Below are 15,537 nucleotides of genomic sequence, written 5' to 3' on the forward strand. Positions count from 1 at the left end.
AGGGTGTTGCGGTGATCGAGGACAGACGGGGTCGCTCCCCGGAGGGCGAGGACGAGGACGGCATCGACGCGGACGCGCTGGAGTGGGCGGGCGAGGACGCGGATCCGACGTTGTCCCCCGGCGAGGCGCGCGTGCGCCGCGTCCCGCGCGTCGCGGCGGAGGACGTCGAGGACGAGTCCGTCGCTGACGCCGCCTCGTCCTCCGCCCTCCTGATCGGCGCGGGCATCGCGGCCGGCCTCTACCTCCTGTACACGATCGCCTGGCTCATCACCGCCACGCGGCAGGGGCCGGTGGCCGACTCGTCCTTCGCGGGTGATCCGCTCGGCGGCGGGCTCTACTCGCTCGGCCTCTGGCTCGCGGTCGCCGCGCCGGCCACGTGGTTCGCCGTCGTCCTGCTCGCCTCGGGCGGGTCTCGGGTGCGTACCCGCGTGCTCTGGCTCGTCGCCGGGCTCGTGCTGCTCGCCCCGCTGCCGTTCCTGAAGGGGGCGTGATGACCGCATCGACCCGGGCCACTCTCGGCGGGAGGGGGCCGCGCGATCGGCCGGGCCGCCGCCTGCTGGCCTCCGTGCTGATCGCTGCCGCCTTCGCCCTGTTCTTCGCGTGGGACGTCTGGGAGGCGGTCGGCAACCTCCTGGGCCTGCGCGCCTATGCCGCCTCGCTGGGCACCGATCTCAATCCGACCGGCTGGACGGTGCTCGTGCTCGGCCTGGTGCTGCCGGTGCTCTGCTTCGTCGTCGCGCTCGTGCTCGGCCGACGGCGGGGAGTCGCGGTGCGGGCCGGAATCCTGGCCGCGGCGCTCTGTCTCTCGGCCGCGCTCTCGCTCGACGTGCAGCTCATCCTCGGCGTCGAGAGCCTGGTCTCGCTGAGCTGAGCGCAGCGGGCGTCACACCGCGCGGGGCGCGGGCACGCCTCCGCTACAGTGACGGGGGGCTGCCGACGCCCCCGCCTCGGTGCCCGCTCCGTCCCCTCTCCGAAGGAAGCGCCTCTCGTGACAAAGCCGGTCGTCCTGATCGCCGAAGAACTCTCTCCCGCCACCGTGGACGCTCTCGGTCCCGACTTCGAGGTCCGCTCCGTGGACGGCACCGACCGCCCGGCGCTGCTCGAGGCCCTCGGCTCGGCGCACGCGATCCTCGTCCGCTCGGCGACGCAGGTCGACGCGGAGGCGATCGCCGCTGCCCCTTCGCTCCAGGTCATCGCGCGCGCGGGCGTGGGCCTCGACAACGTCGACATCACCGCGGCGACGGCCGCGGGCGTCATGGTCGTGAACGCGCCGACGTCCAACATCATCTCGGCGGCGGAGCTGACCGTCGGCCACATCCTCAGCCTCGCCCGACACATCCCGGCCGCGCACAGCGCCCTCGCGCAGGGCCTCTGGAAGCGCTCGAAGTACACCGGCGTCGAGCTCTACGAGAAGACCGTCGGCATCATCGGCCTCGGCCGCATCGGCGCGCTGATCGCCGCGCGCCTCCAGGCCTTCGGGGTGGACGTCATCGCCTACGACCCCTACGTGACGAGCGCGCGCGCGCAGCAGCTCGGCGTCACGCTGGTCTCCCTCGAGGACCTGCTCGCGCAGAGCGACTTCATCACGATCCACATGCCCAAGACGCCGGAGACGACGGGAATGATCTCGGACGAGCAGCTCGCACTGATGAAGCCGACGGCGTTCGTCGTCAACGTCGCTCGGGGCGGTCTGATCGACGAGGAGGCGCTGCACCGCGCCCTCGTCGCGGGCACGATCGCCGGCGCCGGGCTCGACGTGTTCGTGAAGGAGCCGCCGGTGGGCTCGCCGCTGCTCGCCCTCGAGAACGTGGTCGTCACTCCGCACCTCGGTGCGTCGACCGATGAGGCGCAGGAGAAGGCCGGCGTCTCGGTCGCCCGCTCGGTGCGCCTGGCCCTCTCCGGCGAACTCGTGCCCGACGCGGTGAACGTCGCCGGCGGTGTTATCGACGAGTACGTGCGTCCCGGCATCCCGCTGATCGAGAAGCTCGGCCAGGTCTTCTCCGGCCTCGCCGACTCGCCGATCACCTCGATCGACGTCGAGGTGCGCGGCGAGCTCGCCGGCTACGACGTCAAGGTGCTCAAGCTCGCGGCGCTCAAGGGCGTGTTCACCAACGTCGTGTCCGAGACGGTCTCGTACGTGAACGCCCCGGTGCTCGCCGAGCAGCGCGGCATCGAGGTGCGCCTGATCACCGAGGAGGTCTCGGACGAGTACCGCAATGTGATCACCCTGCGCGGCGCGCTCTCGGACGGATCGCAGATCTCTGTCTCCGGCACGCTCACCGGCACGAAGCAGGTCGAGAAGATCGTCGCGATCAACGGCTACGACGTCGAAGTGCCGATCGCGAAGCACCTCGTGGTGATGAGCTACGTCGATCGGCCGGGCATCGTCGCGGTCTACGGTCGCGAGTTCGGCGAGGCCGAGGTGAACATCGCAGGCATGCAGATCGCGCGCACCGAGGCGGGCGGCAAGGCCCTCTCGGTGATCACCATCGACTCGCCCGCCCCCGACGGCCTGCTCGAGAAGGTCCGAGTCGCGATCGACGCCGACCTCATGCGGGAGATCGACATCACCGAGCAGTGAGCGCCGTAGCCGCGCGGAGGTTCGCGCAGGTCGACGTCTTCGGGGCGGAGCCGTTCCGCGGCAACCCGGTCGCGGTGGTGGTCGACGCAGACGGCGTCGACGACGACGCGATGGCGGCGTTCGCGCGGTGGACGAACCTCTCGGAGACGACCTTCCTGCTGCGGCCGATCGATCCCGCCGCCGACTACCGGCTGCGGATCTTCACCCCCGGAGGCGAGCTCCCCTTCGCCGGCCACCCGACGCTCGGCAGCGCGCACGCCTGGCTGGCCGCCGGGGGAGCGCCGCGGAGCGAGGGCGTGCTGGTGCAGGAGTGCGCGGTGGGCCTCGTGCGGCTGCGGCTGAGCGAGGCGGGCATCGCGTTCGCGGCACCTCCGCGGCGACGCACCGGCCCGGTCGACGAGTCGATCCTGGAGCGGGTGGCGGTGGCGCTGCGGATCCCGCGGGTCGAGATCCTCGACCACGAGTGGGTCGACAACGGTCCTGGCTGGCTCGCGGTGCGCCTCGCCTCGGCGGAGCAGGTGCTCGCGCTCGACCCGGACCAGGCACTGCTCGCCGGACTGGCGGTCGGCGTCGTCGGGGAGCATCCCGAGGGCGGCGAGTGCGCTATCGAGGTGCGGGCCTTCGTCCCGGACGTCGGGGTGCCCGAGGACCCGGTGACGGGGAGTCTGAACGCGGGGATCGCGCAGTGGCTGATCGGGAACGGCGTCCTCCCCGAGCGGTACACCGCGGCTCAGGGGACCGTTCTCGGCCGCAGCGGCCGGGTCCTGGTCGAGCGCGCGGGCGAGGACGTCTGGATCGGCGGCGCGACGGCGACGCTGATCGACGGGACCGTGGCGCTCTAGGACTGTGCGGGCGGTGCTGGCGTCCGCGGTGACGCGCCTCCGGTGCCTGTCGCCTCGCTCAGCACGGCGAGCAGCTCGTCTCGACCGACGCGGGCGAGGTGCGGCGACGGCGGTCCCCACGCCGACAGGATCCGCGCGGTCAGGGCGTCGACGTCCACCTCGGCGGACGGGGCGGGCAGCGACCATCGCGCCGCGAGGACGCCCAGGGCCGACTCGTCTCCCGGCGGCAGGCCGATGGCGCTCAGGACCGCGCCGGAGGCGGTACCGCGACGTCGGGCGGATCCCCACGCTCGCGCACCGAGCCGCGCTCGCCGATCGATCACGGGGAGCAGCGCGCTGAGGCAGCTGACCTTGGACGCTCCGGTGACGGAGGCGAGCTCGTGGGCGAGGAACCAGCCGGGGAAGGCGAATGCGGTGCGCCCCGCGTGCATGGCGGGTGCGTGGCTCAGCCCGCTGAGCCGGGCGATCTCGAGCAGCACCTCATCGCCGACCGGCTCACCGCGCCGCGAGGAGACGGTGTCGCCGAGCACGGCGAGCCTGCCCGCGGTGGCGAGGGCGAGCTGGTCCGCGCCCGGATGGGAGGACGGGCTGGCGTAGGGCTCGATCGTGCGCGCGAGGGCCTCGTAGACGCCGGAGAGGATCGCGTCGGTGCCGAGCGAGCGGGTGAACGCGGCGTCGAGGACAGCCGCCTCCGGGCGCAGCACCTCGCCCGAGACGAGGAAGCGACGGTCCGCGGCGTCGAGGACGGCGTTGGTGTTGCGCTCGGATCCGGTGCCGAGGGTGGTCGGGAGGGCGATCAGGGGTAGCGGCGAGGCCGCCGTGTCGAGGCGCACGTGGCCGGGAGCCGATTCCGTCGCCGACCGCAGCTCGGCCCCCGCCGCCGCTGCTCGTGCCAGTTTCGCGCGGTCGATGACCGACCCCCCGCCGAACGCTAGCACGGCTGAGAATCCTCGAAGCGCACGCGCATCCTCGAGAACCGCCTCGAGTTCGGGTGGACCGCTGACCGGGCGCACGAGAGGCTCGCGCGAGTCCCACGCCACTGCCGCGAGCAGAGCCTTCGTCGAGGGGGCCGTGAGAAGTGCTCGGTCGGCGAAGACGACCACTCCCTCGGTCGACTCGCGCTCTCTTCCGCCCGCTCGCACGCACAGCGCGCGTATGCCCTCTGCGTCGAATCCTGTCAAGACAGAAGTGGTCGTCGTCGAGGGCATAAGTAGTACTCCGTTCGGGTCTTGACGTGATCATCTCACGTACTGCTAGGGTTCGAGAGCTTGCCGGGGAGGGTGGCGAAAGCGTCGGCCTTGGCTCGCATTCCTAATCACACAACAAGCAAGGGGGAAGTCATGGAACGGAGCCTGCTGAGCGGTTACACCGCTTATGCGTCGCCGACGGAGATCCAGAGCATCGTGCTCAACGACGCAGAGCTGGGAGACGTCGGAACGTCTGTCAGCCTCAGCGTCAGCGTGAGCTACTCGCTGTCGTTCTCCTGGTCCTGGTCCTGGACCTGATCCGTCTAACGACGGGTTCCTGATCGGCGCCGGGCCGCCCCCACGGCGGCTCGGCGCCGACTTCCCTCTTCTCGATCGTGATCCCCGTTCGAGTCGAATTCCTTGTCCGCCGTCGTCGATCTCGTTTCTCCCGGCTCTTCTCTCGGGTGAGCAGAAGAGAGATCGAGAAAGACGGACTGTGCGCGCCTTCCCGGTGGAGGCGACCGGAGCCACCCCGCCCGGCGGACTTCTCCCCACCCGAGAACACGACAGGAACTGCGAGGTCTCCGGTGATGACGACCAGCCCGACGACGGCCGCGGCGATCGACCTGCTCACCTCCTGGGAGCCGGTCTCGCAGGACGAGATCGACCGCCGTCTGAGCCCTGCGCACCGCATCGGCCCCGAGTCGGCCGTGCTCCAGACCGTCCAGGCGATCCGCCTCAGCCGCCCCCGACTCCTGCGCTCGACGCGCGAATCCGACCGTCTCACAGCCCTCCATGTCGAGTCGGAGGCCGGAATTCCGGGCGTCGTCTACGTCCAGGAGACCGCGGAGGGCAGGCTCGAGGGCCTGCGTCTGGCCACTCCCGTTCCCCGCCTCGTCGGCGCGGAGGACCTCCACCATGCTCTCTCGGCCGTGGCGAGGACGGTCTCGGTGCTGATCCGCGACGGAGCCGGCCTCGAGCGCGCGGGCGCCGATGTCGTCGCCGGCTCGTCGTTGATGAAGCTGTTCCTCCTCGACGCGGCGCTGGGCGCCGTCGAGTCCGGCGAGTTCTCTCTCGCCACCGAATGCCTCATCCGCGCGTCGGACATCTCGTATCTGAGCAGCGGCCTGACGACCGCGCACATCGGCAGGCCCGTGTCGATCCGCGATCTCTGCTCGCTGATGATCCTGCGGTCCGACAATAGTGCTGCAGACATTCTTCTTCGCATTCTCGGTCCAGAGAGGATTCTCTCCACAGCCGAATCGCACGGCCTGTCGCGCACGATCAACACTCCACTTCTCTCGACGAGGGACTACTTCAGCCGCGCCTGGGGTGCGGGAATGGATCCAGCCGCCGACCATGCCGATATCGACGCCCTTCTTCGCGCGAACGCTCTGGAGGAGATCCGGTACACGGACGGTCTGGACTATTTCATGACACTCGAGTCGGTCGACAGCGTGATGCGCCGCCTGTCCGAGCGGCCGTGGACTCCGTGGCTGACGGAGAATCGATCCGAAAGTGCGCCGATCGTGCAGTTCAAAGGCGGCTCCGCGCCGGGCGTCCTCGCCGGTTCATGGCTGCTCGTGGCCCCCGATTCGGTGAGGGGACTGACTTTCTGCTTGAATGGGGATCAGCCGCTCGGTGCGATCGAGGAAGTCTATGCATTCACGTGCGCCGAGGCGGTGCTCACGACGGGGGACGTGTCGCAGAGCGACGGGACGAGGGGGGTCTGATGCTGACTGAGGCGATCACGGACAGGCTGGTGGGGCGCAACCGCTCCACGGTCGTCACGTCTGCGGAGGGCTTGGTCTTCCGCAAAGTGTTCTCAGGTGAGCGGGCCGACGCCGACCGGCGTTTCCGCAACACCCTGCACTGGGAAGACGTCCGCCGGACGCGTTCGCTGACGTTCTCGCCGGCGATGCTCTCGAGCGACGCCGAGGCGCGGACGGTCGTCTTCCCCTACCTCCTGGAGGCGCGTTCGCTCCAGCAGGTGCTCGACAGCGCCCAGGAGACGGACGAGGCCGAGCGCCTGTTCGGCCGGGCGGGCGCGATCCTCGGCGAGCTGCACTCGATCGCGGGATTGCAGCCGTCCCTCGACGCCGGCGGCTCGGAGGACGAGCCGCTGCACGGATTCGACTGGCTCACTCCCGCCGCCTATGCCAGGGCGAGCGGCGGCGAGCTCGAGTGCTGGCGGCTGTTCCAGCACGACGCCGAGCTGGTCGAGGCCGTCCGCACCTGGACGACGGGCCAGCGGCGTTTCGCGATGGTGCCCTCGCACGGCGATCTGCGCCCCGACCAGTTCCTCGTCGGTGCCGACGACGAGCCCGTCCTGATCGACTGGGAGGAGTTCACGGTCGCTCCCGCGCACCGCGATGTCGCCGGCCTGCTCGGTGCGGTGCTCTTCGACGCGATCGCGCGCGCCTTCACTGGAGTCGACTCGCCGGAGAGCTCGGCCCTCGACTTCCACAACCTCCTCCTCGACCGCGGCGAGACGATGCTCGACCGGGCGCGGCCGGTGGCCGCCGCGATCCTCGCCGGCTACCGCACCCGCTCCGATCAGGAGCTGGATCGCGACGAGGTCGCGCGGGGCATCGGCTGGTACGTGATCGAACGCGTCATCGCCCGGTCGATGCTGTCGTACTCGATGTCGGCCTCCGACCGAGCGCTGGCGGGCATCGGCCGCCAGGCGATGCTCGAGCCGGGCAGCGCCGCCCTCCTCCTGGGCGAGGTGACCGCATGAGCGCCGCGGGGCCCTCGGCGGCCGATCTCGCCCGACTCCTCGACCTGGACGCCGACCGCGGAGTGCTGACCCTCGGCGACGCCCGCCTCGACCTCGACGCGCTGGACCCCCGTCGCGGACTCTCGACCTGGCTCTACGCGAATCTGCACGCGGGCAACCCGGACGTCTTCGCGACGACGTCGCTGCTCCCGGACGAGGCGTTCGAGGAGGAGATCCGCGCGGCACTGCCGGACCCCGGGGTGATCGTGCCCGTGGAGGCGCCGCTCGGCGCGTCCGCATCCGCGGGGCTCGTCGAGCTGCACCGCGTGCGGGTGCGGTTCGACGAGGACGACCTGACAGGGGAGGCGGGTGCCCGGCGCGCGCGGGTCTCGTGCCTGCGCCCGAACCTCACTCCGGGATTCTTCATGTTCGTGCACGAGCGCGCCGACCGGCCGGCGGCCCCGGGGTCGATGGTGCGCCACTACGTCCGGTTCGAGGACCCGGACGAGGCCCTCCGGTTCTGGGCCGCCAGCGTGCACGAGCTCGCCCGGCTCGGCCTCTCGTTCCGCACCAAGATGCTCTCGCGGCCGGACGCGTTCCCGCGTAACGACTCCCTCGTGTACTACTCCTCGGTCGACGCGGAGTCGGTCGCCGAGGCCCTGAGCGGTCTCGTCGCCTCCTCGGGGGCCGAGACGAGCGGGTCGCCGCTCTGCGCGGAGGTCGTTCCCGGGTTGCGGGTCGCCGCCGATCCGCTCCGTTCCGGGCGTGAGCAGAGCTTCGGCGAGAGCCGGTGCGCAGCACTGGCCGTCGGAGTCGCCGCAGCCGTGACCGCGGGCGGTCCGCTGGTCGGCCGCCTCCGTGATGCGCTCGCCGAAGCAGGCATCGACCCGGACGACGTCGCCCGCAACCTCGCGCCCGGCGCGAGTGGGGATCGTGCCGCGTGAGCGAGGTCTCGCTGCTCTGTCCGCACCAGCCGAGCGGCTCCGGGGTCGTCCGCCGCTACGCCCGAGCCGTCCGCGAGGGGGGATACGCCCGCCTGTGGACGGGGCAGTCCTTCCAGATCGAGAGCCATATGGCGTTGGCCGGTCTTGGCGGAACGGAGGACGCGGTCCCGGTCGGGATCGGGACCGCGCTGGCTCCGCTGCGCACCCCCTACGACGCCGCGCTCCAGGCCCGTTCGCTCGCGGCGGTCCTCGGCCGGCCCGTCTCGGTCGCCTACGGCGCCTCCGACCCCGACTTCGTCACGGCGACCCGCGGAGCTCCGCTGGAGCGCCCGGCCAGCTACACCGCCGCCTACGCGGGCATCGTCCGCGACCTTCTCGCTGGGCGCTCCGTCACGAGCACCGAGCCCGGCCTCGAGGCTCGCGAGGCGCGCCTGCCGGCGTTCGAGACCGGACCGGTCGAGGTCGGGACCGGCGTGCTGCGACCGGGCATGGCCTCCCGGTCCCGTGATCTGGTCGACTTCGTCGTGACCTGGATGACGCCGCGGACCTACGTGCGCGACGTCCTCCTGCCGCGTCTGACGCGTGCGGACGGTACGCGTGCCCGAGTGGTGACCAACGTGCACGTGGCCCTTGCAGGGCCGGGGCGCTCGCCGAACCTCCTCGCGCAGGCCGGCTGCTCGAACCACCTCGCGCGCTTCCACTACTCCGACATGCTCCGCCGCGCGGGCATCGACGCCCACCCCTCCGACATCGCCTCCGGCGCGCGGGAGCTCGTGCGCAGGAACGTGTTCGTCGTCGGAGACGCGCAGGAGGTCGCGGAGCAGATCCGCGACATCGGCGCGCACGGCATCGACGAGGTGGTCGTCAACCCGACGGCGGTGGCGACGGTGCACGGCGACGAGGCGGCCCTCGACGACCTCCAGCAGATCAGCGAAGCCCTGAGACCGAAGGTGATGTCATGAAGATCGAAATCCTGCTCCCCGTCCTGCTGCTCGGTCTGGCGTTCCTGATCTACTGCTACGTCGATCTGATCCGCAGCGCGGGCACCCGGCACCTGCCGAAGTGGGCGTGGGCGATCATCTGCGCGATCTCGATCCCGCTGGGTGGGATCCTCTACCTGATCTTCGGCCGGACCGAGCAGCGTGCAGCCGAATAGCGGCGTGCTCGTCCGCGCCGACGGCGCCACGGTGCGGTTCGGCTCCTTCACGGCGCTCGACGGCGTCGACTGCTCGTTCTCGGGGACCGGCGTGCACGGTCTGATCGGGGTGAACGGTGCGGGGAAGACGACCCTCATCCATGCGCTGCTGGGACTGATCCCAGTGACGTCGGGGCGGATCGAACGCGGCTCCGGCGAGATCGCCTACTGCCCCGACACCCCCAGCTTCGAGCCCTTCCTCACTCCGCTCGAGGTGATGGCGCAGTCGGCACGGCTCGGCGCACCCGCAGGCGGCGTCGCCACTCGGCGCGCGATCAGCGATCTGCTGACGCGGGTCGGGCTCGAGGACGCGGCACGGCGCCGGGTGGGCGGGTTCTCCCGCGGCATGAAGCAGCGGCTCGGGATCGCCGCCGCGCTGGTGCGCCGGCCCTCGCTGCTCATCCTCGACGAGCCGACGAGCGCCCTCGACCCGGTCGGGCGCGAGGCGATCCTCGAGATCGTGCGCAGCCTCGGCCGCGAGATGTGCGTCGTGATCTCGAGCCACATCCTCACCGACGTCGACTCGGTCGCCGACCGGCTCGTGGTCCTCGACCACGGGCACCTGGTCTTCGCGGGGGACAAGGGCGCGTTCATCGAGTCGGCCTCGGTGCGCTCGAGCATCGTCGTGTCCTCGTTCGAGGACGCCTCCGCCTTCCGCACCCGCCTCGCCGCGGCAGGGGTCCCGTCGGAGCCGGCGCTGGGCTCGGTCCGCGAGCTGCTCGTGCCGATGGGGGCGGTCGAGCCGCTCCTCGCGGTGATCGCGCGCAGCAGTGGTGACATCCGCTCGGTCAGCTTCGGGGAGAACTCCCTCCAGCAGGCGTTCATGAATCGCCTCGGCGCGCTCGCCGAGGCCGGGGCGGGGGAGCGATCGTGAGCCTCTCCGTCGAGTTCAAGCGCTGGAACCGCACGCGGCGGCTCCTCGTCGTCGCGCTCCTCTTCCTCTTCTCCGGCATCACCTCGCCGCTCATCGCCGAGTACAGCGCCGACATCTTCGGCGCTCTCGGCGCCACCGAGACCGTCACCATCACCGTCTCGGCCCCCACCTGGCAGAACCTCGTCGACTCCTACTTCAAGAACTCGTCGCAGCTCGCGCTGCTGCTCTCGGGGTACCTGGTCGGCTGGGCCTGCGCGCTCGGGCCGGACGAGCGCCTGCGCCTGTTCTACCGCTCGCGGGCCACGGGGCCGTGGCAGATCTTCGGCCCGCGGCTCGCAGTCTCGGCGATCGTCGCCTCGATCGGGGCGCTCGTCGGCGCACTGATGGCCGGCTACGAGACCGTGGTCCTGCACCCCGACCTCGACTGGGGGCTCCTCGTCGGCGGGCTCGCCCTGCAGGCCGGCGCGCTCGTCGTGTTCGTCCTCCTGGCCGGAGTGCTGGCGTGCTGGACGAACGCTCCCTTCCTGTCCGCGATCGTGATCGCGGCTGTCGTCTTCCTCGGCGGGCTGTTCGCGGGCGCGGAGGGGTTCCAGCGGTGGTCCCCGACCGCCCTGCTGTCGCCGTCCGGCCTGATCGCCGGCGACGGGCCCGACCAGTGGGGGGCCGTGCTGGCCTCTCTCGTGGTCCTGACCGCCGCGATCGCGAGCGTCCTCCTCATCCGCATCCGATCGAACGGACACCGAAGCACATGATCGAGACAGCGACCCCGACGCCGACCGCACGACGCTCCGAGGAGCTGATCGGCGTGCACGGCCTCACCAAGACCCTCGGCGGGAGGACCGTCGTCGACGACGTGTCCTTCTCGCTCCGGCGCGGATCCGCGTTCGGCCTGCTCGGACCCAACGGCGCGGGCAAGACCACGACCGTCCGGCTGCTGACGGGGCTCCTCACTCCGACCGCGGGTTCTGTGGAGCTGTTCGGCGAGGCGCTCACGGCGGCGTCGGCCGACCACCTCCGCCACCGCATCGGCGTGCAGACCGACGGGAACCTCTACGACCTGCTCACCGTCCGGGACAACCTCACGGCGTGGGGCGAGCTGTTCGGGATGCCGACGGCCCGCCGGAACGCACGCATCGACGAGGTGCTCGAGCTGTTCGGCCTCTCGGACCGCGCGGACGACGTGCTCGGCTCGTTCAGCAAGGGCATGCGCCAGAAGGTGGCGATCGCCCGCGCGATGCTGCACGAGCCGGACGTGCTGTTCCTGGATGAGCCCACCTCGGGGCTGGACCCGGAGGCCGCCGCCGACCTCATCGGCTATCTCTCGTCGCTGACCGCCTCGAGCGACGTCGCCGTGGTGATCTGCACCCACCAGCTCCAGGGCCTGGAGACGCTCTGCGACAGCATCGGGATCCTCGACCGCGGCCGCCTGGTCGCCTCGGGCCCTGTCGCGCAGCTCCTCGAGCAGCGCTGGCCGGACACGACGGTGCAGCTCACCGTCGAGGGGGATCCGGCGGCCGCGCTCGCGATCGTCGACCGCCTCGCCTCCGCGCCCGGCTCCACGGACGACGGAGTCATGACTCTGCGCGTCGCGGGCGAGGCCGAGGTACCCGCTCTGGTCGAGGCGCTCGTCGCCGGAGGCGTGCGCATCACCTCGATCGTCCCTCGGCGCCACACCATCGAGGAGTACTACTTCACGACCATCGGAGAAGAACGATGAACCGCCGCCGCGTCACCGCCCTCGTCCAGAAGGACTTCCGCGAGATCCTGCGCAACAAGCAGGCTCTGGCGCCGATCATCGTGGTGCCCATCCTCTTCGTCACGGTGCTCCCGGTGCTCGTGCTGCTCCTGGGCCGCAACCAGACGCTCATGGCATCGATCAACGGGATGCAGCAGTTCCTCGCGAACCTGCCCGCGGGCATCGTCCCCGCCGACTACGACCTGGCGCAGTCCACCGCCTACGCGATGGTGATCTACTTCTTCGCGCCGATCTTCCTCCTCATCCCGGTGATGGTGGCGAGCGTCACCGCGAGCGCGAGCTTCGTGGGCGAGAAGGAGAAGCGGACGATCGAGGGGCTGCTCTACACGCCGCTGACCAACAGCGAGTTGGTCTTGGCGAAGATCCTCGTCTCGCTGGTCCCGGCGGTGCTCGTCACCTGGGCGGCGTTCCTCCTCTACGGCCTGGTCGTGAACCTGGTGGGCTACCCGCTGTTCGGCGGACTGGTCTTCCCGACCGCCACCTGGATCGTCTCGGCCTTCGTGCTCGCACCGCTGATCGCGTTCCTCGCCATCTGCCTGATCGTGGCGGTGTCGCAGCGTGCCACGACCGTGCAGGGCGCGCAGGGCACCGCGGCGTTCCTCGTGCTTCCGCTGGTGGGCCTGGTCGTCGCGCAGACGGCGGGGCTCTCGCTCTTCAACCTCGCCGTCGCCGGGGGCGGCGCGGTCGTGCTCGTGGTGATCGACCTGGCCCTGTTCTTCGCCGTGGTGCGACGCTTCGACCGCGAGCGCCTGGTGACGCGGCTCTGACGCGGCGTCAGGTGCCGAGGAGGCGGCGCACGACGGCGAGGACGTCCTCGGCCTCGCCGCGCGACTCCTGACCCGTGGGGAGCAGGGCGGAGTTGTAGTAGAGGCCGTCGCTCATCAGCACGATCGCGCGGGCGACGAGAGGGTCGCCCACCGCGTCGGCGACGACCGCGTTCCAGCTGTCGTGGATGCGCGCGAGGCCGCCGCTGGCGCGCTCGTCGTGACCCTGTGCGATGCGCGCCACGGCGAGGATCGTGCGGTCAAAGGCGGAGTCGGCGGCGAACGAGGTCCGCAGGAGGTAGGCGACCACGCCCTCCGGCGCGGCGAGGCTCTGGGCGACGTCCTCTTCGCGGCGCGCGTCGAGGCGTTGCAGCAGGCCGTCCACGAGGGCGTCCTTCGAGGGGAAGTGGTAGAGGAGCCCGCCCTTCGAGACGCCGGCGGTGCGGGCGACGGCGTCGAGGGTGGCGGCGCGCTCGCCCTGCTTGATCAGGAGCTGCTCGAAGGCGTCGAGGACGCGGTCGCGTGCGGGAGCAGTCACGGCGACCATCCTACGGCGGAATCCTGGCGAGTGTACCGGCTGGACGGTATACTCGCCCCGTTCCTCTCCGTGAAAGGTCGTCCCCTGTGTCCGCGCGTACCGCTCCCGTTCCCGCCGTCGATCCGTCCGGCGCCGCCGACCGGGTCGGACGCCGTGCGTGGGTGGCCCTCGCGGTGCTGATGCTGCCGGTGCTGCTGGTCTCGGTCGACAACACAGTGCTGAACTTCGCGCTGCCCTCGATCGCCGAGAGCCTGGGTCCGTCGGGCACCGAGCTGCTCTGGATCGTCGACGCGTACCCGCTCGTGCTGGCCGGCCTGCTGGTGGCGATGGGAAGTCTCGGCGACCGCATCGGGCGGCGCCGCCTCCTGCTGGTCGGTGCGATCGGATTCGCCGTCGTCTCGGTCGCTGCCGCCTTCGCGCCGACCGCTGCGGCCCTGATCGGCGCCCGCGCCGCGCTGGGCTTCTTCGGCGCGATGCTGATGCCCTCGACCCTCTCGCTCCTGCGCAGTCTCTTCCCCGATCGCGATCAGCGCCGACTCGCCATCGCGATCTGGGCGACGGGCTTCGCCGTCGGATCCGCGATCGGCCCGCTCGTCGGCGGTGTGCTGCTCGAGCACTTCGCCTGGGGTTCGGTGTTCCTGCTCGCGGTGCCCGTGCTGCTGCCGCTGGTCGTGCTCGTGCCGATCCTGGTGCCGGAGTCGCGCGACCCGGAGCCCGGACCGGTCGACGTGGCGAGCATCCTCCTCTCCCTGGCGACGATGGCGCCGGTCGTCTACGCCGTGAAGTCGTTCGCCGAGCACGGAGTCGATGTGCCGGGCGCCGTGGCACTCGTGGTCGGAGTCGCCTCTGGCGTGCTCTTCGTGCGCCGGCAGCAGCGTCGCCGGTCACCGATGCTCGATCTGTCGCTCTTCCGCCGCGGGTCGTTCAGCGCGGCGATCGTGGTGAACCTGCTCAGCGTGACCGCGCTGGTGGGCGGGCTGTTCTTCCTCTCGCAGCACCTTCAACTCGTGGTCGGACTCTCGCCGCTGGCCGCGGGGCTCGTCTTGGTCCCGGGGCTCGCGGTGATGATCGTGGCGGGCCTGGGCGTGGTGCCGATCGCCCGGAGGGTCGCCCCGCGGATCGTGGTGCCGGCGGGCCTGGTGATCTCGGTCGTCGGCTACGTGCTGCTCGCGGTCGGCAGCGCGGCCCCCGGAGGCGCGTCGGCGCTCACCGTCGCCGTGGCCTTCGCGTTCCTCGGCCTGGGCATCGGCGCGGCCGAAACGGTGTCGAACGAGCTGATCCTCGCGAACGCGCCCGCCGACAAGGCAGGCGCCGCCTCCGCCGTCTCCGAGACGGCGTACGAGCTCGGAGCCGTGCTGGGCACGGCGACGCTCGGCACGGTGCTCACGGCCGTCTACCGCGGGGGAGTGGCCCTGCCGGAGGGCCTCGACGCCGCGCAGGCGCAGCGCGCGGGCGAGACCCTCGGCGGGGCCGTGTCGGTCGCGGGCGAGCTACCCGCCGACTCCGCCTCGAGCCTCGTCGCCTCGGCGGGCGCGGCGTTCGACGCGGGCGTCGGCTGGTCGGCGTGGCTGGGCGCGGGGCTCGTGCTGGCCGCCGCCGTGATCGGCGCCTGGCGGCTCCGCCGGAGCTGAGACGCCCCTCCTCCCTCTTGCGAGATGCCACTTGGGTACGCGTTCCTCGGCGTGTCGCGTACTCAAGTGGCATCTCGCGGCGGGGAGCGAAGGCGCGCGGGCAGAGGGGCGGGAGGAGTGCAGGGTGCGCTCGGAGCGGCCGACGGCGAGCATGAGGGCAACGGCGGCGGCGACGCAGCCGAGGATGAGGGTGAAGGTGACGTCCCAGCCGAAGGCGTGGACGACCAGCCCGACGCCGGTGGATGGGAGTGTCGTCCCGAGGACGTAGCCGAACAGGCCGGTGAGCCCGGCGGCGGTGCCCGCAACCTCGCGGGGCTGACGCCGAGGGCCTGGAGTCCGATCAGCATGACGGGCCGTAGATTAGCCCGCCGATCGCGCCCAGCGCCGAGAGCGAGACGTCGAGCGCGCCTCACGTCGGCAAGAGCGAGTATAGGAGAGGAGGACGGCCCCAGCCCCGACGAGGAATGCCACTCCTGCGGGCGAGCGGCGCCCGCGGAACACCCGGT

At 71.4% G+C, this 15,537-nt stretch carries 17 protein-coding genes; 15 read left to right on the forward strand and 2 right to left on the reverse strand.

What is annotated here, in order from left to right; translation table 11 throughout:
- Nucleotides 1-11 precede the first annotated feature (11 nt).
- From GSU10_RS05160 to GSU10_RS05175, 4 genes are all read left to right on the forward strand, one after another.
- Nucleotides 12-491, forward strand: coding sequence for a hypothetical protein (locus GSU10_RS05160; protein ID WP_132505792.1), 480 nt, complete (start codon nucleotides 12-14; stop codon nucleotides 489-491).
- Nucleotides 491-871, forward strand: a complete 381-nt coding sequence (locus tag GSU10_RS05165) for a hypothetical protein (RefSeq protein WP_082844968.1) — start codon at nucleotides 491-493, stop codon at nucleotides 869-871. The genes GSU10_RS05160 and GSU10_RS05165 overlap by 1 nt, the downstream gene beginning before the upstream one ends.
- Nucleotides 872-988: 117 nt before the next feature.
- Nucleotides 989-2,581, forward strand: a complete 1,593-nt coding sequence (serA, locus tag GSU10_RS05170) for a phosphoglycerate dehydrogenase (protein ID WP_068208491.1) — start codon at nucleotides 989-991, stop codon at nucleotides 2,579-2,581.
- Nucleotides 2,578-3,423 carry a PhzF family phenazine biosynthesis protein gene (locus GSU10_RS05175; RefSeq protein WP_068208493.1) on the forward strand — a complete coding sequence of 282 codons (846 nt, stop codon included), beginning with the start codon at nucleotides 2,578-2,580 and terminating at the stop codon, nucleotides 3,421-3,423. The genes serA and GSU10_RS05175 overlap by 4 nt, the downstream gene beginning before the upstream one ends.
- Here GSU10_RS05175 and GSU10_RS05180 read toward each other — a convergent pair.
- On the reverse strand, nucleotides 3,420-4,631 hold the full coding sequence (locus tag GSU10_RS05180) for an iron-containing alcohol dehydrogenase (protein ID WP_082844969.1): 1,212 nt from the start codon (nucleotides 4,629-4,631) through the stop codon (nucleotides 3,420-3,422). The two genes, GSU10_RS05175 and GSU10_RS05180, sit on opposite strands and share 4 nt — an antisense overlap.
- Nucleotides 4,632-4,763: 132 nt before the next feature.
- Here GSU10_RS05180 and GSU10_RS05185 point away from each other — a divergent pair, with 132 nt between their 5' ends.
- The 10 genes from GSU10_RS05185 to GSU10_RS05230 all read left to right on the forward strand — a co-directional run bounded on the left by GSU10_RS05185 (nucleotide 4,764) and on the right by GSU10_RS05230 (nucleotide 12,865).
- Complete coding sequence (locus tag GSU10_RS05185; protein WP_068208500.1) at nucleotides 4,764-4,928, forward strand: signal protein; 165 nt, start codon at nucleotides 4,764-4,766, stop codon at nucleotides 4,926-4,928.
- A 632-nt stretch (nucleotides 4,929-5,560) separates the two neighbouring features.
- Complete coding sequence (locus GSU10_RS05190; RefSeq protein ID WP_159316546.1) at nucleotides 5,561-6,343, forward strand: serine hydrolase; 783 nt, start codon at nucleotides 5,561-5,563, stop codon at nucleotides 6,341-6,343.
- Nucleotides 6,343-7,350 (forward strand): phosphotransferase, encoded by a 1,008-nt coding sequence (locus tag GSU10_RS05195; RefSeq protein WP_068208508.1) that lies wholly within the window; start codon nucleotides 6,343-6,345, stop codon nucleotides 7,348-7,350. Before GSU10_RS05190 ends, GSU10_RS05195 begins: the two co-directional genes overlap by 1 nt.
- Nucleotides 7,347-8,273 carry a T3SS effector HopA1 family protein gene (locus tag GSU10_RS05200; RefSeq protein WP_068208510.1) on the forward strand — a complete coding sequence of 309 codons (927 nt, stop codon included), beginning with the start codon at nucleotides 7,347-7,349 and terminating at the stop codon, nucleotides 8,271-8,273. The genes GSU10_RS05195 and GSU10_RS05200 overlap by 4 nt, the downstream gene beginning before the upstream one ends.
- Nucleotides 8,270-9,235, forward strand: a complete 966-nt coding sequence (locus tag GSU10_RS05205; RefSeq protein WP_068208514.1) for an LLM class flavin-dependent oxidoreductase — start codon at nucleotides 8,270-8,272, stop codon at nucleotides 9,233-9,235. The genes GSU10_RS05200 and GSU10_RS05205 overlap by 4 nt, the downstream gene beginning before the upstream one ends.
- On the forward strand, nucleotides 9,232-9,429 hold the full coding sequence (locus GSU10_RS05210) for a PLD nuclease N-terminal domain-containing protein (RefSeq protein ID WP_068208515.1): 198 nt from the start codon (nucleotides 9,232-9,234) through the stop codon (nucleotides 9,427-9,429). The genes GSU10_RS05205 and GSU10_RS05210 overlap by 4 nt, the downstream gene beginning before the upstream one ends.
- Nucleotides 9,416-10,342, forward strand: coding sequence for an ABC transporter ATP-binding protein (locus GSU10_RS05215; RefSeq protein WP_082844971.1), 927 nt, complete (start codon nucleotides 9,416-9,418; stop codon nucleotides 10,340-10,342). The genes GSU10_RS05210 and GSU10_RS05215 overlap by 14 nt, the downstream gene beginning before the upstream one ends.
- Nucleotides 10,339-11,094 carry a hypothetical protein gene (locus GSU10_RS05220; RefSeq protein WP_068208520.1) on the forward strand — a complete coding sequence of 252 codons (756 nt, stop codon included), beginning with the start codon at nucleotides 10,339-10,341 and terminating at the stop codon, nucleotides 11,092-11,094. The genes GSU10_RS05215 and GSU10_RS05220 overlap by 4 nt, the downstream gene beginning before the upstream one ends.
- Entirely contained in the window at nucleotides 11,091-12,059 is a 969-nt protein-coding gene (locus tag GSU10_RS05225) for an ABC transporter ATP-binding protein (protein WP_068208522.1), read from the forward strand. The genes GSU10_RS05220 and GSU10_RS05225 overlap by 4 nt, the downstream gene beginning before the upstream one ends.
- Nucleotides 12,056-12,865 carry an ABC transporter permease subunit gene (locus GSU10_RS05230; protein ID WP_068208524.1) on the forward strand — a complete coding sequence of 270 codons (810 nt, stop codon included), beginning with the start codon at nucleotides 12,056-12,058 and terminating at the stop codon, nucleotides 12,863-12,865. The genes GSU10_RS05225 and GSU10_RS05230 overlap by 4 nt, the downstream gene beginning before the upstream one ends.
- 7 nt (nucleotides 12,866-12,872) lie before the next feature.
- Here GSU10_RS05230 and GSU10_RS05235 read toward each other — a convergent pair whose 3' ends face one another.
- Complete coding sequence (locus tag GSU10_RS05235; protein WP_236713520.1) at nucleotides 12,873-13,400, reverse strand: TetR/AcrR family transcriptional regulator; 528 nt, start codon at nucleotides 13,398-13,400, stop codon at nucleotides 12,873-12,875.
- An 86-nt stretch (nucleotides 13,401-13,486) separates the two neighbouring features.
- Here GSU10_RS05235 and GSU10_RS05240 point away from each other — a divergent pair, with 86 nt between their 5' ends.
- On the forward strand, nucleotides 13,487-15,031 hold the full coding sequence (locus GSU10_RS05240) for an MFS transporter (protein WP_241972936.1): 1,545 nt from the start codon (nucleotides 13,487-13,489) through the stop codon (nucleotides 15,029-15,031).
- Nucleotides 15,032-15,537 lie beyond the last annotated feature (506 nt).

The sequence above is a fragment of the Rathayibacter tanaceti genome (assembly GCF_009834165.1).
In the GTDB taxonomy this organism is placed as follows: Bacteria; Actinomycetota; Actinomycetes; order Actinomycetales; family Microbacteriaceae; genus Rathayibacter; species Rathayibacter tanaceti.